This window comes from Afipia sp. OHSU_II-C1 (genome assembly GCF_000497575.1).
Taxonomy (GTDB): Bacteria; Pseudomonadota; Alphaproteobacteria; order Rhizobiales; family Xanthobacteraceae; genus Afipia.
In genome coordinates this window covers 149,647-173,702 of record NZ_APJI01000006.1, presented here as the reverse complement: position 1 = coordinate 173,702, position 24,056 = coordinate 149,647, and the positions used below count along the sequence as shown (strand labels likewise).

General features: G+C 61.7%; 16 protein-coding genes. 11 read left to right on the top strand and 5 right to left on the bottom strand.

Annotated elements, in window-relative coordinates:
• Positions 1-27: 27 nt before the first annotated feature.
• Together I554_RS0105965 and I554_RS27190 are read right to left on the bottom strand one after the other, a co-directional pair.
• A complete protein-coding gene (locus tag I554_RS0105965) occupies positions 28-1,359 on the bottom strand; it encodes an epoxide hydrolase family protein (protein ID WP_024575955.1) in 1,332 nt (443 codons plus the stop codon).
• Complete coding sequence (locus I554_RS27190) at positions 1,337-1,639, bottom strand: hypothetical protein (RefSeq protein ID WP_024578162.1); 303 nt, start codon at positions 1,637-1,639, stop codon at positions 1,337-1,339. The genes I554_RS0105965 and I554_RS27190 overlap by 23 nt, the downstream gene beginning before the upstream one ends.
• A gap of 301 nt (positions 1,640-1,940) precedes the next feature.
• Here I554_RS27190 and I554_RS0105955 point away from each other — a divergent pair, with 301 nt between their 5' ends.
• Entirely contained in the window at positions 1,941-3,128 is a 1,188-nt protein-coding gene (locus I554_RS0105955; RefSeq protein WP_024575957.1) for a cupin domain-containing protein, read from the top strand.
• A 305-nt stretch (positions 3,129-3,433) separates the two neighbouring features.
• On the opposite strand, the gene I554_RS25450 is transcribed toward I554_RS0105955, so the two are convergent.
• Positions 3,434-4,171 carry an AraC family transcriptional regulator gene (locus tag I554_RS25450; RefSeq protein ID WP_024575958.1) on the bottom strand — a complete coding sequence of 246 codons (738 nt, stop codon included), beginning with the start codon at positions 4,169-4,171 and terminating at the stop codon, positions 3,434-3,436.
• A 245-nt stretch (positions 4,172-4,416) separates the two neighbouring features.
• Between I554_RS25450 and I554_RS0105940 the strand changes: the two genes are divergently transcribed.
• The 3 genes from I554_RS0105940 to I554_RS0105930 all read left to right on the top strand — a co-directional run bounded on the left by I554_RS0105940 (position 4,417) and on the right by I554_RS0105930 (position 7,455).
• Positions 4,417-6,297, top strand: a complete 1,881-nt coding sequence (locus tag I554_RS0105940) for an ATP-binding protein (RefSeq protein WP_244432719.1) — start codon at positions 4,417-4,419, stop codon at positions 6,295-6,297.
• A complete protein-coding gene (locus tag I554_RS0105935) occupies positions 6,294-6,968 on the top strand; it encodes a response regulator transcription factor (RefSeq protein ID WP_024575960.1) in 675 nt (224 codons plus the stop codon). Before I554_RS0105940 ends, I554_RS0105935 begins: the two co-directional genes overlap by 4 nt.
• 103 nt (positions 6,969-7,071) lie before the next feature.
• Entirely contained in the window at positions 7,072-7,455 is a 384-nt protein-coding gene (locus I554_RS0105930) for a response regulator (protein ID WP_024575961.1), read from the top strand.
• Positions 7,456-7,626: 171 nt separating this feature from the next.
• Here the strand turns inward: I554_RS0105930 and I554_RS25945 are convergent, their stop codons facing one another.
• Positions 7,627-8,145, bottom strand: coding sequence for an AraC family transcriptional regulator (locus I554_RS25945; protein ID WP_024575962.1), 519 nt, complete (start codon positions 8,143-8,145; stop codon positions 7,627-7,629).
• Between the two features lie 1,321 nt (positions 8,146-9,466).
• On the opposite strand from I554_RS25945, the gene I554_RS25940 reads away from it, so the two are divergent.
• The 5 genes from I554_RS25940 to I554_RS0105895 all read left to right on the top strand — a co-directional run bounded on the left by I554_RS25940 (position 9,467) and on the right by I554_RS0105895 (position 20,943).
• Entirely contained in the window at positions 9,467-17,554 is an 8,088-nt protein-coding gene (locus I554_RS25940) for an autotransporter outer membrane beta-barrel domain-containing protein (protein WP_152527651.1), read from the top strand.
• A gap of 53 nt (positions 17,555-17,607) precedes the next feature.
• Positions 17,608-18,192 (top strand): invasion associated locus B family protein, encoded by a 585-nt coding sequence (locus I554_RS0105910; protein ID WP_029659743.1) that lies wholly within the window; start codon positions 17,608-17,610, stop codon positions 18,190-18,192.
• Positions 18,193-18,295: 103 nt separating this feature from the next.
• Complete coding sequence (locus I554_RS0105905) at positions 18,296-19,261, top strand: glyoxylate/hydroxypyruvate reductase A (RefSeq protein WP_024575965.1); 966 nt, start codon at positions 18,296-18,298, stop codon at positions 19,259-19,261.
• Between the two features lie 186 nt (positions 19,262-19,447).
• Positions 19,448-20,440, top strand: a complete 993-nt coding sequence (locus I554_RS0105900) for a tripartite tricarboxylate transporter substrate binding protein (RefSeq protein WP_024575966.1) — start codon at positions 19,448-19,450, stop codon at positions 20,438-20,440.
• Positions 20,441-20,535: 95 nt separating this feature from the next.
• Positions 20,536-20,943 carry a DUF4864 domain-containing protein gene (locus I554_RS0105895; RefSeq protein WP_024575967.1) on the top strand — a complete coding sequence of 136 codons (408 nt, stop codon included), beginning with the start codon at positions 20,536-20,538 and terminating at the stop codon, positions 20,941-20,943.
• A gap of 9 nt (positions 20,944-20,952) precedes the next feature.
• On the opposite strand, the gene I554_RS0105890 is transcribed toward I554_RS0105895, so the two are convergent.
• The gene (locus I554_RS0105890; protein ID WP_024575968.1) at positions 20,953-21,612 is read right to left on the bottom strand and encodes a GntR family transcriptional regulator; all 660 of its coding nucleotides are present in this window, start codon (positions 21,610-21,612) and stop codon (positions 20,953-20,955) included.
• Positions 21,613-21,828: 216 nt separating this feature from the next.
• Here I554_RS0105890 and I554_RS0105885 point away from each other — a divergent pair, with 216 nt between their 5' ends.
• Both I554_RS0105885 and I554_RS0105880 read left to right on the top strand, forming a co-directional pair.
• Positions 21,829-22,629: a phytanoyl-CoA dioxygenase family protein gene (locus I554_RS0105885; RefSeq protein ID WP_024575969.1), complete on the top strand. Its 801-nt coding sequence runs from the start codon at positions 21,829-21,831 to the stop codon at positions 22,627-22,629.
• Between the two features lie 121 nt (positions 22,630-22,750).
• Positions 22,751-24,055 (top strand): Gfo/Idh/MocA family oxidoreductase, encoded by a 1,305-nt coding sequence (locus I554_RS0105880; protein WP_024575970.1) that lies wholly within the window; start codon positions 22,751-22,753, stop codon positions 24,053-24,055.
• The last annotated feature ends 1 nt before the right edge of the window (position 24,056 follow it).

Below are 24,056 nucleotides of genomic sequence, written 5' to 3'. Positions count from 1 at the left end.
CGAAATTTTCTCGCGCCGCCGGTTGAACTACGAAGCATTTCGGAGCGAACGGAACGACGTACGCATTTCGGCGACGAACAGTTCGGGTTGCTCCCACGCGGCAAAGTGCCCGCCCTTGCTCATCCTGTTGTAGTGAATGAGCCTGGAATAGGCCTCCCTGGACCAGCTATGGGGCGCAGTGTAGATTTCGTCCGGGAATGCGCTGACGGCGACGGGAATCTTGACGCCTCTGATATCGAAGAAGCCGGCAGTCGATACCCGATGCGTGTCCCAGTAAAGGCGTGCCGAAGAGACGGCGGTGTTGGTGAGCCAGTAGAGCGTGATGTTGTCGAGGATGTCGTCGCGCGAGAGCCCTTCCTTTTGTCCGTCGAAAACGCGGGTGATCATTTCCTCGCTGCGGGCATCATGATCGAGCATCCAGGCTGCCAGGCCGATCGGTGAATCGACTAGGCCATAAAGGGTCTGCGGGCGGTTTGACATCTCGATGGCGTAACCCAGCCCGTTCTTGTGGAAGAAGTCGAGCTGATCCCATGCTCGTTTCTCCTCGCCGGTAAGGTCGGCAGGCGGCGCCTGGTTGAACGACAGGGCTCTTGAGACCGCGGGCGGCACCGTCGCCGGCATGTTAGTGTGAATGCCGAGCAACCCGACTGGCTCCTGCAAGGCCATCGTTTCCGAGACAGCATTGCCCCAGTCCCCGCCCTGCGCCACGAATTGCTTGTAGCCGAGACGCCGCATCAGAGTTGTCCACGCACGCGCAATGCGAACGGGAGTCCATCCAGGTTCGGTTGGCTTGCCGGAAAATCCGTGTCCGGGGAGTGAGGGGATGACGAGGTCGAACGCATCCGCCGCGGTCCCGCCGTGGGCCGTCGGGTTGGTCAGCGGTTCGATAATCTTCATCTGTTCGATGATCGAGCCCGGCCAGCCATGGGTGACGATCACCGGCAGCGCATTCGAATGCTTCGAGCGAACGTGGATGAAGTGGATATCGAGCCCGTCGATTTCGGTGACGAACTGCGGCAGGCTGTTGAGCCGCGCCTCGACCTTCCTCCAGTCATGGTGGGCGTACCAGTATTGTGCGAGCTGTTGAATGGTCTTCAGCTGTACACCCTGGGAATCGTCAGCGACCGTCTCCTTGTCCGGCCATCGTGTGGCTGCGATACGCCGCCGAAGATCGGCAATCTGCTCTTCCGGAATGTCAATGCGGAACGGGCGGAGGGTTTCACTGGCTTCGGCCGCGACGGCAGATGTTCCGGACGAAAGCAGGCTTGACGCGCTGAGGGATGCGATGCCGATTGCTGCGGTCCCTAAAAGCCGGCGGCGATCGTGATTGATAACTTCATTGTTCGAGTTCGTAGTCATGGATATCTCCTGGTCCGGAACTGGCTGTGAGCAAAACTGGCGAATGAGCGAGAGCAGGCTGCATGGACGCAGAGCGATCCTGCCCAGTGGCGTTTCGGCGCGGCATAGCCAGGGACGTTGCAAGCCTCATCACGCGGGCTGCGAGAACGAGCAAGCTGGCGACATCCCTCATTTGGATGGCAACCAAGACTGCGTTGATCGAACAGATCAGGTCGCTCTGCATGTAGCGCGTGAAGATGCGAATTCGATCGGCGCGCTCGTGTTTGGCTCGGAACGACACGACTATCTCCTGGCATGATTGGCCGGCGATCGAATGGTTCGGTCGTTCGTATATGTGAGGTCTTTTCTGCCGCGGCTTTGCACAAATTGCCGGGCTGTTGTCGCCAATTGCTGTCGAAGATTGCTGTGAGTGGGCCGGCAGTGGATCCTGATACGCTCCGCTCTCGCGCCGTCAGCGATCAGGCCGGCAAGAAATGACAAAGCGACAGCATGCCGAGCAAAGGCGTTGATCGCTCAACCTCCTATGGTCTCCTGATGGAAAAGATGCCGCAGTTGCGGTCCCACGATTGAAGGAGAATGTCATGAATCCGATGTCACGCCGCCATGTCCTTGCTGCCGGCGCCGGAGGTCTTTTGACGGCGTCTGCACTGACAAATGCACAAGCCGCCTCGTCGCACTTCAAGCCGGGTGATGGGGGAACTGCACGGCAAGCGGTCGAACTGCCGCCGGGCGAAAAAGTCACCTACCATGATCCGAAGGATGTGGCAGCGCTTCCCGATTTCCGCTTCTCCCTCGACGGCAACGTTCCGAAGGTGACCTCGGGCGGCTGGGCGAAGGAAGCCACCGTCCACCAGTTCCCCATCAGCAAGGGGATCGCGGGCGTTCACATGTTCCTCGATCCCGGTGCGTCGCGCGAACTGCACTGGCATGCGATCGCAGCGGAATGGGCCTTCGTGATCGAGGGCCGCTGCCAGACGGTGGTTCTCGATCCGTCGGGGGCAAGCGAGATCAACAATTACGGGCCGGGCGATCTCTGGTACTTCCCGAAGGGCCATGGTCACTCGATTCAGACCATCGGCGACAAGCCCTGCCACTTCATCCTGTCCTTTGATAACGGCGCGTTCTCCGAACACGGCACGTTTTCCATCACTGACTGGATCGACGTGACGCCGAAGGATCTCCTGGCCCTCGACTTCGGCCTGCCGAAAGACGTTTTCGACGCCTTCCCAAAGGGTGAGGTTTACATTCAGGCAGGGCCGGTAGTGCCGATCTCGGACGCGCTCGACGCGCCCTGGCCCAAGGAGTCGACGCACAAATTCAGTCTGCTGCACGACAACCGGGCCGTGCGCGATTTCGATGGCGGAACATTCCGGCTCGCAACGGTCGATGAATGGCCGGTCTCCAAGACCATGTCTGGCGGCGTGATGACCATCAAGCCCGGTGGCATGAAGAAGCTGCACTGGAACGTGAACGCCAACGAATGGCACTACTATCTGCGCGGGAAGGCGCAAGTGGTGATGTTCGGCTCGGGCGGACGCAGCAAGATCGCCGAGTTCAACCCGGGAGACGTGGCCTACATCCCGCAGGGCTATGGGCACGCCCTCAGGAACATCGGCAACGAGGATCTCGAGATCGTGCAGACCTGGGACAACGGCAAGTTCGAGGAGATTGAACTCAACAAGTGGGTGCAATCCAGCCCGCGCTACTTGTTGGGCAACAACTTCGCCGGCGTGCCGCAGTCAACGGTGACCAAGCTCAAGCAGGCTTAGTGGTCGCCTGCCGGGACCGGCGGAAAAATACCGAACTTGGTGGAGCCGGCAAAATGACCGGCTCCAAAAGTTAGCGCAGGCGCCCTGTCTTTCGCGATTCTCGGGGCGTGCTGCCCCCAAGCCGTTCCTTTGTCCGAGAGTTGCCCGCCCATGAATTTCTTGGTGCCAATCGGATGCTCTGACCTTGGTCAGCGGCATCCGCGTCAACGAGGCAGAGTTTCGTGCGGCGCGCGCAGCGCCCACGTCCGTCGGACGTCTCTGCGGGGTCGCTCCGTGCGCGCTTGATGTCTGCGTACTGAAGCCGGTTACGAGAGTTCTTCGCGCTTGGCAGGCAGGGGGCTACGCATCGCGAGATGAGCGCAGCGCCATTGATGAGGCGTGTCGCCGGTAAAACGTTTGAACGTTGTCGTAAAATGCGCCTGCGTCTGGAAGCCGACCTCCAGCGCGATCTCCGCCAGCGGCATGTCACCTTGTTTTAGCAGATCTTCGGCTCTCTCAATCCGGCGTCTCAGCAGGAGTTCGTGGGGGCGCTGCCCGGTCGCGACCCGGAACTGAGCAGCGAAGTGCATCCTGCTCAGACCGGCGACGGCGGCCAGGTCTTCCAGACCGATCTTTTTCGCAAGATTGTGGTCGATGAATTCGAGCACGCGCTTGAGGCGCCATTTCTGAAGGGATCGCGCGTTGCGGCCCCGATTGGACGGCTGTTCTGCCTGCCGGGTCGCCTGATAAGTGACGATTGCAAGACGCAGCGCATCAGCGCAAATGCCGGAATAGGTGTCGTGCGCGGCTTCCGCTGCGACGAGCGCTTCGGTGAGGCGCTGGATGACTGAATCCCGGGTCGCTTCGGCTGTCTCCGTCACGATCGGCTGGTCTGTCTTGATCGAGAGCGCAATATCCAGATTCTGAAGGGCGAGAATGACGTCGCCGGACGCTGCCCGACTGGTGTAATTTTTCGCCGGCGTGTGATTGATCCGGAGGACCTCGATCGACCGCGGGTCAACCCCGGTTGCCTGTTGCGTCGCCGGAAGCGATTGCAGCACCATGATGAATTTCCTTGCCTCACGGCTGTTCAAAAACCGTGATGGCAAGGTATTTCATCGCCCGCCAGCCGCCATTCTACGGGCGGTTGATGGATTTAGGTTGTAGGTTTGGCCGCATCATACCTTGGTATGCGGTGGAACTATCTTGGGGGGTCGAACCTTCATGCGGCCTAGGGCGGCTGTTATATTGCCATCAATCTCGATGTCGAATTGCAAGAATCTTGGTGAGGGCCGCCTATGAGCAGGCGATGGATTTCTCGATGAGCCGTGCGGCGTATCGGATATCGGCAGCCGTCCTTGCGGGCGTGGTTTTCCTTGTCGATACTCTCACTCCGCTTGAGGGCGCCGTTGCTGTCGGTTACGTCGTCGTTATCCTCCTGGCGGCGAGGACGATGCAGCGCGCCGATGTTCTCGTTGCCGCATCAGGCTCTGTCATCCTCACGATTTCAGCCTATCTATCGGCCCACCATCTTGCTCTCGATTCTGCTGCGTTACGCTTGCTCATGAGCTTTGCCGCCATCAGCATTACGCTGGCGCTCGTCTTGCAGAACCAGACGGCAATCAAGCGGCTGTCTGATCAAGCGCGCCTGCTCGACCTTTCACATGACATGATCTTTGTCAGAAACCGGGAAGGGATCATCACTTTCTGGAACAGGGCGTCGGAAGAGACCTACGGCTGGTCCGGCGAACTCGCGATAGGCCGGGTGGCGGACGATCTGCTGCAGACGGTCTATTCGGCCGAGAGGAGTGCGATTGAGGCCGTGCTCCTCTATGCAGGGCACTGGGAGGGCAAGGTCAAGCAACGAACGAGAGCGGGTGAGACACTGACAGTGGACGCACGATGGGTCTTGCAGCGCAACCGTTACGGTGAGCCGATCGGCGTGCTGGAGAGCTATACCGATATCACGGAGAGTATCGCAGCGCATGACGCCCTGGTGCAAAGCGAGCGGCGTTATCGGCGGATGTTCGATGCAAGCCGTATCGGTGTCGCGGAAGAGGACTGGACCGAGGTTCGGCGGGCACTGAACTCTCTTGAGGTCGATGGCGCTGAGTTGGCCGATTATCTGACGCGGCATCCCGGCTTCGTTCAGCAAGCCAGACTGCTGGCGAAGAACAGGAAGGTCAATCCGGCGCTCGAAGCGATGGTAGGGGCCGAGAGCTCTTCGGATTATGCAGGGTGCGTTGATCGGATCCTGCCGAACTGCGACCGGACTTTTGTCCAAGCATTGCTGTCCTTCGCAACGAAAGCGCCCTTCTATGAAGGGGAAACCGAGATGATCGGGGCTGATGGTCATCGTATCCCGGCAATTTTTACGATTACTTTCCCGCCCGACGATGACTGCAATGTGCTGATTTTCGTCATCGATGTGACCGAGCGCAGGCGGGCGCAGGACGCTCTTTTGGCGGCTCAATCGGAGCTTGCCCGCGCTGCACGCGCCGCAACCCTGGGTGAACTCAGTGCATCCATCGCTCATGAGGTCAATCAACCGCTTGCAGCAATTGTGACCAGCGGCGAAGCCGGTTTGCGGTGGCTTCAGCGGGATACTCCCGATCTGGCAGAAGTGTCCGCTGCGATGTGCAGAGTCGTAGATGAGGGCAGGCGCGCCGGAGCGATCGTCACCCGTATCCGTGGTTTTGTCGAGAAGGTCCCGGCGCGGAAGGATATGTTGAAGATCTGCGACATCATCGCGGACGCGGCCTTGCTGGTTGAGCGTGAGCTGGCGAAGAGCGAGGTTGCCCTGTCATTCACTGCATCGCACGAGTTGCCTCAAATCTGCGGCGATCGAGTTCAGCTTCAGCAGGTTTTTGTGAACCTGTTTATCAATGCGGCCCAGGCGATGGCTGGACAAAGTACGCCTCGCCATATCTCTGTTGCTGCGGATACGACAGATGGCAGCGACATCGTCATTGCGATCACGGACACCGGTCCTGGCATCGCGACGAACGATCTCACGCGGCTGTTTGAGCCTTTCTTCACGACGAAGCACGGAGGCATGGGAATGGGGCTTGCGATCTGCCGCACGACGATGGAAGCTCATGGGGGGCAGATGACTGCCGAGAGTTCATCCGGCCTTGGGGCGACCTTTCGTTTGAGGCTGCCGGCCATCCAAGCTCCAGCTCCGCCATGAAGCTACCGATCGACAGCAAGAATACGCAGACGCGGCCTTCACCGGCCACGGTTATCATCGTGGACGACGACGCGGCCATTCGCGCCTCACTAGACAGTCTGTTTCGCTCCGTGGGCCTTTCGACGTGCCTGTTCGGCTCTCCGGCCGAACTGCTGGCTGGTGCAATGCCGGGCGGCCCGGGCTGCATTGTTCTGGACGTCCGGCTTCCCGGCGTGAGCGGGCTTGATCTCCAGGGCCAACTGGCCCGTCAGGGACTCGATTTTCCAATCATCTTCATGACAGGGCACGGCGACATCCCGATGTCGGTACGGGCCATGAAGGCGGGTGCCATAGACTTCCTTGCGAAGCCGTTTAGAGATCAGGACATTCTGGATGCCGTCACAGCAGCACTGGAACGCGATGTTCAGCGCCGCAGCATCGCCACGGCAAAGGGTGAGCTCCTCGCCGAATATGCCGCGCTGACGGCCCGCGAACGCGAGGTCATGGGGCATGTGACATCCGGATTGATGAACAAGCAGGTCGCCGGCCTCATGGGCCTCAGCGAGATCACAGTCAAAATCCATCGCGGCAATGTGATGCGTAAGATGAACGTCAAATCGCTGGCGGATCTTGTGAGGAAGGCGGAAGCGCTCGGGCTGTCTCGCAAGGGCGGAGGTGAGGACCAAACCTGAGTATAGTTTCCGACCGCCGGGCATGCGTGCATAAAGGAAGGGATTGCCGTCGCACGATCCAATTGGCCGCTCGTGTGTTGTATGGTGGTCAGGATGCCTGCTCATGCCCAAAGCACCGACTATAGCGATTGTGGACGATGATGAGGGGGTTCGCACCTCCCTGGCGAGTCTGGTGCGCTCGCTTGGGTATAACGTGCGCACCTATCAATCCGGCGTTCATTTCCTCCAAGATTCGCTCGATCCGGATTGCATGATTGCCGATATCCAGATGCGTGTGATGACAGGCGATGAGATGCAGGCGCTCCTCATCGCGACGGGTCGGCGATTTCCGATCGTTTTCATGACGGCTTTCCCGACGGAATCCATGCGGCAGCGTGTCATGGAGGCGGGCGCCTGTTGCTATCTCAGCAAGCCCGCGAGCGGCGATGAGATCATCCGGTGTCTGGAAGACGCATTGGCGGACGGACATCCACAGCGGTCCCAGTAAGTTCGATCCGTCCAATCATCTAGCGCTGTCTCGGCGCTGACTTTCGAAATCGGGTGGGGTCTTCGACATGATTTGGAAAGTCAGGCCGCAGTTCGGTCTGTCGGATAAATTTCCGACAAACCAGGCGTTGCGATATTCTCCGTCCGCATTCAGCGAACAGGTTTGCCGTCGTTACCACACCACAGCTTCGGCAATCGAAAGTCCCTGCCGCCAGCCGAATTGCTGACGATACTGGCCGGGAGCCAGTCCCGTCGCGCGCTTGAACGCGCGCGTGAAATTGGCCTGACTGGAAAATCTGAACGAAAGCGCAATATCGATCAAGGATCGATCGCCCTGGCTGAGCAAGGCCTTGGCCCGCTCGAAACGCCGCTTGCTGACATAGCGAAGGGGAGAACACCCGACAGCCTGCTTGAACTTTCGGGAGAAGTGGAACCGGCTAAGGCATGCAACCGAAGCCATACGATCAAGATCAAGATCGTTTTCAAGATTTGTCTCGATGTAGTCCAGCACCCGGATCAGTCGGCGGCGATCGAGCCCCTTTCCTGAAAAGGAAACTGCAGGTTGATGAGTCTTTGCATCAAACTGTGTTTGAACAAACCTTGTTGCTTCGTCGAGTAAGGCCCGAAGAGATGCGGGAATATCCAGGTTCGCACTCTTGTTCAATTCGCTCGTCAGTTCCGCCTTGATCATGTTGGTCTCCTGCTAAGTCTAGGAGACCAACTTAGCGAGCAGACCAAACTCCCTTCTTCCGCCTTAGACTGTCTGATTTCGTGTTTGCACGGTCATTGTTGCTCAAAGCCATCGTGACACATCTGATGGTGGACGATCACCTGACTCGCGAGCTTGGCTATGCGCATTTCCAGAGTTATCGCAGGAACGAGGGGTTGTTACAGTAACGGATCTCAATAGATTCAGTGGTTCAGCCCAGACTACGAATCTGGGGGCAAAGATTTGTGTCCTGTCGAACTGTTTAACGTTGCGGCGCAATCTAAGGCTTTAGAATCACCAGCTCTCGGTGGTCGGCTTTATCTTTCGCCTCCATCAGAAGCCTGCGCATTTTCTTGATCACTTCCGGTTCGAGAGCCTCGATTGCTGCCGATTGTTCGGAGCTAAGCGATCCCTTTCGGCCGTAACGACCACGAACATCGCTCACATGTCCAAGAATTCTATCCGCGTTCTTTGCGCGACCGTCCCATTGTCACGCCAGTCAGCCATTAAGTGACGTGTCCCGTAAAACGTGAGGTCCGCGCGCGTAGGCGGTGCTTCGGTAAGGCTACGCTCGGTGATTGGGGGACCAAGTGTCGCATAAACCCTGTCGCGGCGGCTTAGATAGCCGGGACGAGCCATGGACCATGCCTGAGTGGGCGAGCGGCTCCCCGTGATACATCTCAGTGAGATGTATCACGGGGCGTATCGCTCCTCCATTCCAGCTATTTATTTGATTTCAAAGGGTATTATTCCAATTCCGGATTGGAGCAGCGAGTCCCTCTCGCTACCAATTCCCGCAGAAGCCCCGAAATCAGACGAATTTGCCATCCATCGTTGTGGAACGAGGATGCATCACAGATTCGTTCGGGTCAGGCCTTCGCTCTTTGCCGTCATCCGCCCGATAGCCTTCTTGCATGATGCCGTGGTGTGGGGCCGCGACTGCGCCGCGGATTTTCGAGGCATCTCATCAAATCCGGCGCGGGGAATCACCGCGCGACGCCGGATCAAAATAATCGCAGCGTGCGCGCGTTGAGACGACAGAATCCGTTGAAATGACTAGAATCACGCTGCTTGACGGGGCCTACCTGTCAACACAGGGACGTCACGCGACGTTGGGGATATTTTGGGCTCGGGCGGCGGATCAGCACGGGGATTGCTGGCGGCTTTTTTCGGCTGCGCCTTTCTGTGTGTGCCAGTCGCCCCGGCCTCAGCCGCCTGTGACGGCGTCGTCAACTGCACTGGGAACATCTCGGGCGGGGTCAGCTATGACGGCAACTCCGTTACCACGCTCAACATTAATTCCTTGACAACGAACGTTGCGCCGTCGAGCGGCGTATCCGGGTTGAGCCTGACCGCGCGTGCTGATGACGGCAGCAACGGTCGCGATGGCGGTGTCGGGATTGGGACCGAACCCGGCGACAATGGCAATGACGCCAATAATCTGACCCTGACCTATTCGCAGCCGGGCGCGAATCCATCGGTGGGAAGTTCCGGCGCGGTTGTCACCACCAATGCAGCGGGCATTGTCGTCACATCGCGCGGTGGCAATGGCGGCAGCGGCGGCGATGCTTACGTCGCAGGCAACGGGCGTGGCGGTGGCGATGGTGGTGCGGGTGGCACCGTTACGGTTTCGGCGACCGGCGCGATCTCGACCACCGGCAACGGTGCAGCGGGCATTGTTGCTGCCAGTGTCGGCGGAGACGGCGGCAATGGCGGCGACTCTGCCGGTGTCGGCGGAAGCGGCGGTAACGGCGGCGAAGGCGGCCATGCCAGCGCGGTGTCGGTGACGCTCAATGGATCGATACGGACCAGCGGCTCGGATGCAAACGGCATCAGCGCGGTAAGCCGCGGTGGCGCGGGTGGCTCAGCGGGGGACTGCTCCGGAATCTATTGCGGATCGAGCAGCGGTGGCGGCGCAGCTTACGGCTCCACTGTCAACGTGACGACCCTTGCGGGCTCTGCCATCGAAACTTTCGGCACCTATTCCAACGGCATCTACGCCGCCAGCATCGGCGGCTTCGCAGGAAGCGGCGGAAGTTCCTACGGCGTCGTCGCGTTCGGCAGCAGCGGCGCGAGCGCCGGCGATGGCGGCACGGTCACGGTCAATAACGCAGGCTCGATCACAACGCATTCGGCGCGATCCTACGGCATCTTCGCGCAGAGCATTGGCGGTGGTGGCGGAGGTGGCGGAAGCTCCGGCGGCCTCGTGTCGCTCGGCGGCAGCGGATCGAGCGGCGGTAACGGCGGCAACGTCTCGGTGACCAACAGCGGCGCCATCACCACCAGCGCTGCGAATTCGATCGCGATCTTTGCCCAGAGCGTCGGCGGCAGCGGTGGCGACGGCGGCAACTCCGGCGGCCTCGTATCGCTTGGCGGCAACGGCGCCTCGACCACGCCCGGCGGCACAGTCACCGTCAGCAATACGGGAACGCTCAGCACCCAGGGCGCGGACTCGCAAGGCATTCTTGCCCAGAGCATTGGTGGCGGCGGCGGCAATGGCGGCACAGCCGGTGGCTCGTTCTCCTTCGGCGGCACGGGTGGCGGCGGCGGCATCGGCGGCAATGTCACCGTCAGCAACGGCGGCTCGATCACCACGCAGGGCGTCAATTCGGTCGGCATTCAGGCGCAGAGCGTCGGTGGCGGCGGCGGCAATGGTGGCAACTCCGTCGCGTTCACGACAAGCGTGCTCAGTCTTTCAATGGGCGGCAGTGGCGGATCTGGCGGTGCCGGCGGCACTGTGATCGTGCAAGGTACGAGCGGCAGTCCGGCCTACAACATCAACACGTCTGGCAACTACGCATCCGGCATTCTCGCGCAAAGCGTGGGTGGCGGCGGCGGCAATGGCGGATTCGCCGTCAGTGCGTCCGGGCCGACGGATTTCTCGGCCGCAGTTGCTCTTGGTGGCACCGGCGGAAGCGGCGGCGCAGGTGCGGCTGTGACCGTCACGACCGCTGCAACTATCTCCACAAGTGGCCGGCAATCGAGTGGCATTTCCGCACAAAGCATCGGCGGAGGGGGCGGCAATGGAGGGTTCGCGGTTGCAGCCAGTTTGTCAGGCGTCAGCGTTTCAGTCGGACTGGGTGGCAAGGGCGGCAGCGGCGGTGCAGCCAGCAATGTGACGGTGAGCAACACCGGATCGATCACAACATCGGCCAGAGATTCTAACGGCATCATCGCGCAGAGTATTGGCGGCGGCGGTGGCGACGGCGGTTTCTCGGTTGCAGGCAGCGGCGGTCTCATCTCGGCGGCGGTGGGTCTTGGCGGCAGTGGCGGCGGCGGCGGTACCGCTGGCATCGTGTCGGTGACAAGTAACGGAGCGATTACGACGTTTGGTTCGCAGTCGCGCGGCATCGTGGCCCAGAGCATCGGTGGCGGCGGCGGCAACGGCGGCTTCTCCGTGACCGGCGCATTCAGCTTTGCGCCGCCGGGCCTGCCGGGCGCTGCTTCGGTGGGCATCAGTCTTGGCGGCAGTGGCGGCGCCGGGCAGACAAGCGCTGCGGTGTCGGTTTCGAGCACCGGCAACATCACGACCAATGGCGAGAACGCGCAGGCGATCATCGCGCAAAGTATCGGCGGTGGCGGCGGCAACGGTGGCTTTAGCGTATCCGGTGCATTCTCCGCGGGAGCCGGTGTCACCGGTGCGGCGGCCGTCAGTGTAGGCGGTAGCGGCGCGGGCGGTGGCAACGCCGGCAATGTCAGCGTCTCGAGCAACGGCCAGGTTGTGACACACGGCGCCGGATCGACCGCGATCCTCGCGCAAAGCATTGGCGGCGGTGGCGGCAATGGCGGATTCAGCATCTCCGCCGCCGGTGCGCAAACCGGAGCGGTGGGTGTCAGTGTCGGCGGTTCGGGCGGTCTCGGCGGAACAGCGGGTTCGGTGACGGTGACAAATACCGGAACGGTCTCGACGGATGGAGATCGTGCACGCGCCATTCAGGCCCAGAGCATCGGCGGTGGCGGCGGTGATGGCGGATTCAGTGTTTCCGGAACGATGACGACCGGTCCCGGCGCCGGGAGTGTCAGTGTGGGCGGCAGCGGCAGCGGCGGCCAGGACGCGAGCAGTGTCGTGGTCAACAGCAATGTCGGAGCGACGCTCGGCACGACCCTGACCATGCGCACCGCGGGCAATGATGCCTCCGCGATCTATGCGCAAAGCGTCGGCGGCGGCGGCGGTAGCGGCGGCTTCAGCGGAGCGCTGTCGGCGGGCACGAGTGGAACGTTTGTCAATGTCGGCGTCAGCGTTGGCGGCTCGGCTGGCACGGCGGGGCAGGCGGGTACGGTCAGCGTCACCAGCGTGGACAACATCTACACCAGCGGCAAGGGCTCGAACGCGATCATGGCCCAAAGCATTGGTGGCGGTGGCGGTGACGGCGGTCAGAGCATGGCCCTTGCGTTCAACACCGCCGCGATGTCGGGAGCGCTTACGGCGTCCGTCGGCGGAAAGGGCGGTGGCGGCGGCGACGGCAACACCGTCACGGTCAACAGCACCGGCGCGCTCACGACCGTTGGCGACACCTCGGCAGCGGTCTTTGCGCAGAGTGTCGGCGGCGGTGGCGGCACAGGCGGCTTTGGCGCTGCGGCTTCCTTGACCGCTGCGCCCGATTGCGGTTGCAACACCAATCTGAGCCTCGCATTGGGCATCGGAGGCACGGGCGGTGCGGGCGGCGACGGCGGCATCGTGAGCGTCACCCGCAATGGCAACATCTCGACGTCAGGTGCTCAATCCTTCGGAATTCTCGCACAGAGCATCGGTGGCGGCGGCGGCAGCGGTGGGTTCGCATTTGCAGGCGGCTTCGCCCAGCGCAATTCTTTCAACGTGAACTTCGCGCTCGGCGGTACGGGTGGCCTCGGCGGCATCGGCCAGGCTGTCACCGTCAACAACACCGGCCAGATTTCGACGCGTGGAGCGGACTCCACGGCCATTCTCGCACAGAGCATTGGCGGGGGTGGCGGCAACGGCGGATTTTCCGTCGCCACAGCGATCGGTGTGGGTGGCACGGCGACGAGCGTCAACATGGGCGTATCGATCGGCGGATCGGGCGGCACGGGCGGCATTGGCGGCACGGTCAATGTCACCAACAACGGTTTGCTCAGCACACAGGGCGATGGTGCCTACGGCATTCAGGCGCAGAGCATCGGCGGTGGCGGCGGCAATGGCGGCGGAACGATCAGCGCCGTTGTCGGATTTGCCGCAGGCAGCCCCGGCAACACGGTCAACGCATCGGTTGCGGTCGGCGGCAATGGCGGGTCTGGCAATGTCGGCGGCAACGTTACGATTGAGCAGACCGGCGGGATATCGACAACCGGCGATGGGGCGCACGGCATTCTTGCGCAGAGCATCGGCGGTGGCGGCGGTGTTGGCGGGCGGGCGAATTCGCTGGCATTCGCTCTGGGCGCGGCCTGCGGACTTCCCGTGTGTCCGTCGCCCGGTGGCGGCACCAACGTCAATATCGCGATTTCGGTGGGCGGCAACGGCGGCACGGGCAACGATGCCGGCACTGTGAATGTGAACAATCACAGCGCGATCACCACCACCGGCGATGACTCCGTCGGCATTCTCGCACAGAGCATCGGCGGCGGCGGCGGCGAGGGCGGCAATGGATCGGTAGGCCTCGGTGGTGGCCTCACGCCGCTTCCTGTCGATCCGAGCACAATCCTCATTCCGATCAGCAATGCGACGCCGCTCAGCCCGAAGATCGCCATCGGTGGCACCGGCGCAAACTCCGGCGCTGGCAACACAGTCACCGTCACGAGTTCGGGCGCGATCACGACGAGCGGCGTCAACTCCGACGCCATTATGGCGCAAAGCATCGGCGGCGGCGGCGGCAGCGGCGGCAATGCATCGCCCGGCATCGTCGGTCTGCTTGGCATTGGCGGTGCAGGCGGCTCCAGCGGCAGCGGCGGAACGGTAACCGTCACTGTTGAGTCCGGCGGCAACATCGTCACCACCGGACGCAATTCGCGCGGCGTCTATGCATCGAGCATTGGCGGCGGCGGTGGCAGCGGTGGCGGCGATCTGCTTGGCATCATCACGGTCGGTGGCGATGGCGGCGGCAGCGGTGATGGCGGCGCGGTGACTGTGACCAGTCACGCATCCATCACGACCAGCGGCGCACAGTCGCACGCCATCATGGCGGAAAGCATCGGCGGCGGAGGCGGTTCGGCACGTGCTTCATCTGGTTTGCTTGCCATCGGCGGCACCGGTGGAAATTCCGGTTCGGGCGGTCTTGTCACCGTGTCCAACACCGGCGCCATTACAACAACCGGAGCGGGCGCGAACGGCATCATGGCCATGAGCGTCGGCGGGGGCGGTGGCAGCGGTGCAGCGGCCAACGGTTTGATGGCATTTGGCGGATCGGGTGGTTCGAGCGGCGATGGCGGCGCGGTCTCCATCACCAACTCCGCGACAGGAACCATCACGACATCGGGCGACATGGCTTACGGCATCTACGCACAGAGCGTCGGCGGTGGCGGCGGTGGTGGCGGCAATGTCGTGTCGGGCGGTATCGGACTCTCGATTTCGGTCGGCGGCAACGGTGCATCGTCAGGTAATGGCGGCGCCATCACCATCGATAACTATGGATCGATCCGCACCAACGGCGCGATCTCCCTCGGCATTTTCGCGCAAAGCATCGGCGGTGGCGGCGGCAATGGCGGCACGTCCGGAAGCTACGGCGCCGTTGCGCCGGTGGGTATCGGCGTTGGCGGCGGCGGCGGTTCGAGCGGCGATGGCGGCGACATCACGATCACCAATCGCGCGACCGGAACGATCACGACAACAGGCGCGGGCTCGACCGCGATCTTCGCGCAGAGCGTCGGTGGCGGCGGCGGCAACGGCGGTGCTGCGCTGACGGTCTCAGGCAATGTGGGTGGCGGCACGGTTGCCGTAGGCGGTACGGGCGGCAACGGCGGTAACGGCGGCACCGTCACTGTCACCAATAACGGCGCCATCACCACAACAGGGATCAACTCGGTCGCGATCTTTGCGCAGAGTGTCGGCGGCGGCGGCGGTTCGGGCGGCTCGGCGATCGCGGCAACGATCGGTGCTGTCGTGCCGATCGGCGGCGGGACAGGGTCGGTTGGCCGCGGCGGTGACGTGACCATCACCAACACGTCGACCGGAACCATCATCATGACGGGCGCGGGGTCGGTCGGCCTCTTCGCACAGAGTGTCGGCGGCGGTGGCGGCATCGCGACGGCTGACGGAGCGGCGACGTTCGCCCTTCAGGCGCAGGGTAATGGCAACGGCGGCACAGTCACCGTGGAAAACCACGGCTCTATCATCATGACCGGCGACAATGCCGCCGGTGTCTTCGTGCAGAGCGTCGGCGGCGGCGGCGGCGTTGTCGGCAAGTCCGGCGATCTGCTCGGCCTCGATCCCATGTTCCAGGGCACGGCGGGAGGCACCGGCACCGGCGCAAGCGTCTCGCTGGTACAGGACCGCGACGTGGCTGCCATTGGCCTGAACTCGGTCGCTTTGCTGCTCCAGAGTGCCGGTGGCACGGGCAACGGCAATATCGAGCTAACTGTCACAGCCGGGACGACGATCACCGGCGGCAGTGGGACGGGTGCGGGTGTCGGCTTCCTCGACGGCGCGACAAACACTCTGACCAACTACGGCAGGATCACATCGATCAATCAGATAGCGGGCAACGCGATGACGGCGACGACCGGCAACGACACGGTCGATAACTTCGGCATCATGACCGGCTCGGTGGATCTCGGCACCGGCCTCAATGCGTTCAACAACAAGGCGGCCGCGCTTTTCAATATGGGCGCCAATGTCATGGTCGGCACCGGAAACTTCTTCACCAACGACGGTACGATGTCTCCGGGTGCGATCAACAATGTGTTCACGAGCGCAGTGACCGGAAACATCGTTCAGTCGTCAGGCGCGACCTATCAGCTCGATCTTGATTTTGGACCGAATACCGCCGACCGGATCAATGCAACGGGCACCGGATCGATTTCCGGAAAGGTCGCGATCAACTTCCTCAACAAGTACCTCGTTCTGCCCGGCGATCACCAGATGACGATTGTCTCCACGGGCGGAGGCGTCTCTCATCCGGGCTTGAGCCTCAATGTGGCGTCGTCGGCGATTGTTACGTACGGACTGCTCTATCCCAATCCGAACGACATCGTGCTGGGTTACAGCGTCTCGTTCAATCCTGTCGGTCTTCCATCGCAATTTGCGTCGATCGGCAACGCCATCAACGCGATCCAGACCGCGCGCAACTCGCCGGGATTCGCTCCGATTGCATCCGCATTGTTTGATCTGCCGGATCAGCAGGCGCTGTCGGCCTTCTACAATGCCGTGGGCGGAGGCGGTACGGCAGCCACCCAACAGGCCTCGTTCAGTGCAGGCACGGCTTTCACATCCCTGATGTTCGATCAGATGAGCGCGTGGGTTGCGGGGTCTGCAAGCAGCAATGGCGTTGTCTTCGATGACAGGACATTGGCCTACGCTGCCGTGTCGCCCGCTGACGTGATTGCAAACTCCGCCTTCCGCAAGCCCGCGCCTCTGGCATTCTCGGACCGCTGGCGGGCCTGGGCTGCGCCTTTTGGTTCGCGGCAGACGATCGACAGCAACGCGGCGCTGGGAACGCCCGGCGCTGCGGTGACCAGCGTCGGCGGCGGCTTCGGCGTTGAACGGCAGCTCGGCGACAATGCGGTTTTCGGATTCAGCGTCGGCGGCAGCGGCTCGACCTATTCCGTACCCGATCGCTCGACGACCGGCCGCATCGAAGGCGGGCATCTGGGTGTTTATGGCGCATACCGCGACGGTCCGCTGTATTTCAGCGGCAGCCTGGGCTACGGCCGGTTCGACAATCGCGCAACGCGCTCGATCAGTGCGGCGGGGTTGCCGAGCGAATTCGTCTCGGGACGGTTTGCCAGCGATCAGATCTCCGGACGCTTCGAACTCGGATGGCGGCAGACGGTCGGGCGCGTAGCTGTGACACCCTTCGGGGCGATACAGTTCGCGAATATATGGCAACGCGGCTACACCGAAACACCCACCTACGGTGGCCCTGCCGGCCTTTTGGGGCTGACCTATCAGCCGCAGTCGACGACGTCCCTGCCGTCTTCTCTTGGTGTCCAGTTCGACAGCAAGCTCACGCTCGAAAACGGCACGACATGGACGCCCTATCTGCGGGCTGCCTGGGTCCACGAGTTTATACCTGACCGGCACATCACCGCGTCGTTTGTTGTCGCGCCGGGCTTTCTGTTCAACACGGTGGGAACGTCCGCATTGGCGGACTCGGCTCAAATCGTTGTCGGAAGTGAACTTGCCGTCGACAGCAAGGTGTCGCTGTTCAGTTCGCTGGCAACTCAGGTGGCATCGCAAAGTCTGGCTTACTCCGGCATGGCCGGTATGAAGGTTGCGTGGTAGCCTGCACGATGATTGCGAGAAGAGAGTCCGGCGGTGAGATGGTGAGCAAGATAATGCGAGCGTTTCTTCTGATTGCGAGCATCTTCAGTATTGCCCTGATGAATTCGGCTGAAGCCCAGCAACCTCAACAAAAGCCAACGAAGCCAGCCACACCGTCGAAGTCATCGGCGGCACCCGCCGCACCGGGCACGACGGCGCAGGCAACTCCTGCCGATGGCAATGCGCCGCCTCAACCGGTCTGGACGTCGCGCTGCTCCAGCGATGGCAGGAAAACAGCTCTGCTCTGCGAGGTCGAGCAGAGTCTGTTCATTACAAAAACCGGACAACTGGTGGCTTCCGTCAATGTGAAGGTGCCTCCCGAAACCCGCCAGCCCGTGATGATGATTCAGCTGCCGGTGGGATTGTTTCTTCCGGGCGGCGTCAATCTGCAGATCGACGAGAGCAAGCCGCAGGCGCTCGTCATCCAGACGTGCGATCTGAAGGGGTGTTACGCCGCGACGACGATCTCGGCTGAATTGTTGAGCGCGATGAAAGCAGGAAAACGGCTTTCCGTGATTTTTCAGAACCTCAACAAGGAAAATGTGAACCTTGCTTTCGTGCTTTCCGGCTTCGCCGAAAGCTATGATAAAATCAATTAGCTCCTTATAACCCGGATGCCGGGCGTTCCAGAAGCTTGAGATATCGATCTCAGGCAGCGCTTCGCGTGTAGCTGAATGTCTCACAGCGCTGTTGGAGTTTCAGATGTCGAAAGGTGCGTTAGCGCTGTTGATCAGCGGCGGGACTGATAACTGGGCTCCCGATCGCTGGAAGTTACGGTTCAATCAGCAGCTCAAGGACCGGGATGTTGCCCTGTTTCCGGCTGACGCAGTTGACCCCGGCTCGGTGCATTATGCGGCTGTATGGCAGCCGGAGCCAGGTCTTCTTCAAACTTTCCCGCATCTCAAAGCGATCTTCAATCTGGGAGCGGGCGTGGATGCGGTCCTGCAAGATCCCCGGCTTCCCGCCGTTCCCCTCGTCCGCGTCGCGGATGACGATCTGACGTCTCGCATGACAGAGTACATCGTCATGCATACGCTGATGCATCATCGGCAGCAGGCTTATCTCGCCGACTGCCAGGCAAGGCGTGTCTGGGCTCCCCGCTTTCAATGGCCGGCCCGGGCCGTTCGCGTCGGCATCCTCGGGATGGGAGTGCTGGGCCGGCACACCGCGTTTGCGCTTCGCGACCTGGGTTTTCAGGTCGCAGGCTGGAGCAAAAGCGAAAAGTCGATCGATGGCATTCAGTGCTATGCGGGATCAAGTCAGCTCGCCGCTTTTCTGGCGAGAACCGATATTCTTGTGGTTCTTCTGCCGCTGACCTCCGAAACGCGAGGCTTTCTGGCGCGCGAGCTTTTCGTGCAGCTTGCAAGTGACGGCCCTCTTGGAGGCCCCGTCGTCATCAATGCGGGCCGTGGCGGACTTCAGAACGAGAGCGACATCATCGCCTGTCTTGACGACGGGACGCTGAAAGCCGTGACGCTTGATGTGTTCGAACGGGAGCCGTTGCCATCCGCCAGTCCTCTTTGGGCGCACCCCGCAGTTACTATTTCTCCGCACAATGCCGCTGATACCGATCCCGATTCTATCGCCTCATATGTTGCCGCGCAGATACTGGGCTTTGAGGCAGGACGACCGCTGCAAAACGTTGTCGATCGCCAGCGTGGCTATTGATTGTGGCGATGTGAGAAGAGACGGGTTGAATTTCCGCACGCAGATTGAGCGCGGGATGATATCGCGCGGCAATGCGCCAATCTGTCCCGTCTTTCGCCGTGGACAAGCCGCGGCGATGGGTTAGCCTTCTGGAAAAATTCAGGAGGGACCAATGAGATGCCCTCCTAAGATTTTAGGGAGGTGATCATGTCAGAGAAGAAATTCAGCCGTCGTCATTTCATAGCAGCAGGTGCGGCAACCGCCGCGACGCCTTTCATCTTGCGCGGGGCTTCGGCGCAGGCCGCCTGGCCGTCGCGGCAGATCCGCATGATTTGTAGTTACCCGGCCGGAGGCCAGACCGACCTGCTCGCCCGTGCATTCGGCGAGTTCATTGGCAAGCAGGTGGGGCAGACCGTTGTCATTGAGAACAAGGCGGGCGCGTCAGGCTCGATCGGCGCGGCGGAAGTCGCGCGCGCCGAGCCCGACGGGCACACCATCCTCTGCTCCATCTCGACCACCTATGTGATGAACCGGGCGATGATGAAGACCCCCGGCTATGACATGGACAAGGACCTGACGCTCGTCAGTATCATTCCGGGCGCCGGGCTGCCGCTGGTTGCGAGCCTGAAGTCCGATGTCAAAACGCTGGACGATTTCGTCGCTTTCGCGCGCAAGAACGGAAAGGTGAACTTCGGCACCTACAGCGCGGGCTCTGCCCCGCACATGACGATCAACGAACTCAACCAACAGTATGGCCTCAACATCGAGCCGATTCACTATCGCGGCGAAGCGCCGATGTGGACCGGGCTGATGGAGGGCACGCTCGATGTCGCGATGGGCAGCTACACGGCCGCGCAACCCGTGCTGCAAAGCAATCTCGGTGTCCCGTTCGCGGTGCATTCGAAGAAGGTCGCCGCGCTTCCGAACGTCAAGACGTTGCCTGAACAGGGTGCAACCTCGAAGTTTTTCACCGTCAGTGGCTTCACCGGCTGGGCGCTTCCGAAGGCGACGCCGCAGCCGATCGTCGACCGGCTGGCGCAACTCTGCGTGGCGGCCAACACCGATCCGAAGGTGAAAGAAGTTCTCGCCACCTTCGTGCTGGAGCCGGCGCTCGGGTTCAAGGAAACCAATGCCCTGTATCAGAACGAATTGCCGATCTGGATGGCGAGCGCGAAGGCGCTGGGCCTGGAGCCAGTCTAGGCGAGTATTGTTCCTGAAACCCTGAACGCCGCTGACGCGTATCCTGTTCATGGCGTGCGATTCCTGCGAGGATCGCAAGCCGGTCAGGATCACCCATGCGCGCATTTGTTCTGATCATCGCATTGCTTGTAGGCTTCGCGCCCGACCTCCGGGCGGGGGACGATGCCGGGCCTGCGCAGGCCGTCATCAGTTCACAGCTCGAAGCCATCGGCAGGGACGATGCGGCGGCGGCCTATTCCTACGCGGCGCCGGCCATCCAGGGACTTTTCACCCGGCCCGATATTTTCATGAGCATGGTCCGGCAAAGTTATGCGCCGCTCGTTCGCCCGAAACGCGTCGAGTTCGGCAAGTCGGCGGGGTCCGGCGATGCGATCGTTCAACACGTTCATATCGTCGATAGCGACGGAGTGGCTTGGGAAGCGCTCTACACATTGGAGCAGCAGCCGGACGGTAGTATCAAGATCACCGGCTGCTCGCTTCTGAAGGCGGATCAGGAGGCGTGACTTGAACGGTTACGCGAGTTTCTCGCCGCTCTTTCCCGTGCGTTCGTAGGCTTCGACCAGATGGCGGCGCATCAGTTCGGCAGCGGCATCACCGTCGCCGCGGATCATCTCTTCGAGAATGCGGCCGTGTTCCTTCCAGACGCTGATCGACGTGCCCGGATGGCGCAGCACTTCGCCCATCGCGCGGCGCAGGTGGCGCCAGTGCAGCCGCATCGTCTCGGCGATCAGGGGATTGCCGGAGAGATCGTAGATGAATGAGTGGAAGTCTATGTCTGCCTGAAGACTGGCGCGGCTGTCGCCGGCGGCCACCAGTTTGCGGCCATACTCGATCAGCGCGCGTCCGCGTGCGATCGACTCCTTGGTGAGGCGCGGCGTCGCCAGCTTGACGGCCAGCGGCTCGACCGCCGAGCGAATCTGGTAGATCGCCTCGAAGAAATCTGGATCGACGGCGGTGACGGTCAATCCCTGACGCCCCTGCGCAAGAAATCCCTGCGCCTTCAACACCGCCAGCGCGTGGGTCACCGGCTGCCGGGAGACATTCAGGCGCGCGGCGATGCTCTCCTGGGTGAGACGCTCGCCGGGCTTGAACGTGCCGTCGCACAGGGCATCGAGGATCACCTCATAGACCTGATCGACCAGACTTTTCGGCGGGGCCAGGGACTCGAGCACTTCTCCTCCGATGGAATCATCGCTGCGCGGCAGCATGGTTGCTGCTTGACAGGGTGGGGTGCAAGCCGCATCCTGAGTTTAGAATACTGAATTCAGAATGCAATACTGACTTACCGTGGGGTGGTTCGCACCGCCGGCGGCCGGGGGCGCAGCAAGCGCTCCGGGACAAAAAACAAGATCCGGGAAACGACCTGAAAACAAACAAGGAGGATCGTCGTGAAACTGACCCCCGAGCAGCTCGAGCAATTCCGTACCGAAGGCTGGCTGTTCCTGCCTGAGCTTTTCAACGCCGAGGAAGTCGATGTTCTGCGGCGTGAAGCCGTGTCGATCTATGAGGAGCAGCGCCCCGAGGTCTGGCGCGAGAAGAGCGGGGCGCCGCGCACCGCCTTTGCCGCGCATCTTTACAATGAGGCGTTTCGCCTGCTCGGCGCGCATCCGCGCATGATCGAGCCGGTCGAGCAGATCTTCGGCGAGAAGGTCTACATGCATCAGTACAAGATCAACGCGAAGTCCGCGTTCACCGGCGACGTCTGGCAATGGCATCAGGATTACGGCACCTGGAAGCGCGACGACGGCATGCCGCAGCCGCTGGCGATGAACATCGCGGTCTTCCTCGATGAGGTGATGCCGATCAACGGCCCCCTGATGCTGGTGCCGAGAAGCCAAAACGCCGGCGATCTCAAGGCATCGCACGATCTTGCGACCACGTCCTATCCGCTCTGGACGCTGGATGAGGAGACCGTAACGCGCCTCGTCAAGGAGGGCGGCATTGTCGCGCCGACCGGCAAGCCGGGCGGCATGCTGATGTTCCACGGCAACCTGGTGCACGGCTCGGCGGGTAATATCACGCCGTATCCGCGCAAGATCGTCTATCTGACGCTGAATTCGGTTTCGAACTACATCCGCACGCCGACGCGGCCGGAGTTCATCGCGCATCGCGATTTCACGCCGATCCAGACCGTTGATGACGACGCGCTGGTTCGCTACGCGCGCAGCCATCGTCAGGCGGCGGAATAGCACTCCTCGTCATTGCGAGGAGCATTTGCGACGAAGCAATCCAGTCAATTCGAGAGTGGATTGCTTCGCTTCGCTCGCAATGACAAGGTGACGGCCATCTTTCTTCCGAGAGTTCGTCTCCATGAATCTGCATCACCTTCTTGAAAAGCGCCGCGTGGCGGCAAAGCCCGTGCGTGTCGCGCTGATCGGCGCCGGAAAATTCGGCTCGATGTTTCTCTCTCAGGTACCGCATACGCCGGGCCTTGAGGTGCCGGTGATTGTCGATCTCGATCCGGAGCGCGCGCGTGACGCCTGCCGCACGGTCGGCTGGGACGATGCGCGGATCGCCGCCACCACCTTCACCAAGGACGGGGCGGCCGCGACCGGCGGCAATATCGAGGTGATCGTCGAGGCCACCGGCAATCCGTCGGTCGGGATTCGTCACGCGCGTGCGGCGATTGCCGCTGGCAAGCATATTGTCATGGTCAATGTCGAAGCCGACGTGCTCGCCGGCCCGCTATTGGCCGATGAGGCGCGCAAGGCGGGCGTGATCTATTCGCTGGCGTATGGCGATCAGCCTGCGCTGACCGCAGAAATGGTGGACTGGGCGCGCGCCACCGGCTTCAAGGTCGTGGCCGCAGGCAAGGGCACCAAGTATCTGCCGATCTATCATGACGTGACGCCCGCCGGTGTGTGGGGTCACTACGGTCTGACCGCAGCCGAGGCGCAGTCGGCCGGCATGAATCCGCAGATGTTCAATTCGTTTCTGGACGGCACCAAGTCCGCCATCGAGATGGCTGCCATTGCCAATGCCACCGGCCTCGATGTGCCGTCGACCGGCCTTTTGTTTCCGCCCTGCGGCGTCGATGATCTGCCGCATGTGATGCGCCCGAAGGATAAGGGCGGTGTGCTGGAAAAGTCCGGCGTGGTCGAAGTCGTTTCATCACTGGAGCGGGATGGCCGTCCCGTGTTCCGCGATCTGCGCTGGGGCGTCTATGTGGTGCTGGAAGCGCCGAATGACTACGCGGCGGATTGCTTCCGGCAGTATGGATTGAAGACGGATTCCTCGGGGCGTTATGCCGCGATGTACAAGCCGTATCATCTGATCGGGCTTGAGCTGAACATCTCGGTGCTGTCAGCGGCGCTGCGCAATGAACCGACCGGCCAGCCGCAAGGTTTCCGTGGTGATGTCGCGGCCGTCGCGAAAAAGAATCTGCGTGCGGGCGAAATGCTCGACGGCGAGGGCGGCTACACCGTCTGGGGCAAGTTGATGCCTGCGGCTGAAAGCCTCAAGACCGCTGCACTGCCGATCGGCCTCGCGCATCGCGTCAGGCTGACCAACGATGTCGCGCATGGCGCGGTGGTTCGATGGGCCGACGTGGAAATCGACATGAAGGACGATGCCGTCGCATTCCGCCGGGCGATGGAAGCGAAATTCTCGCGCTAGC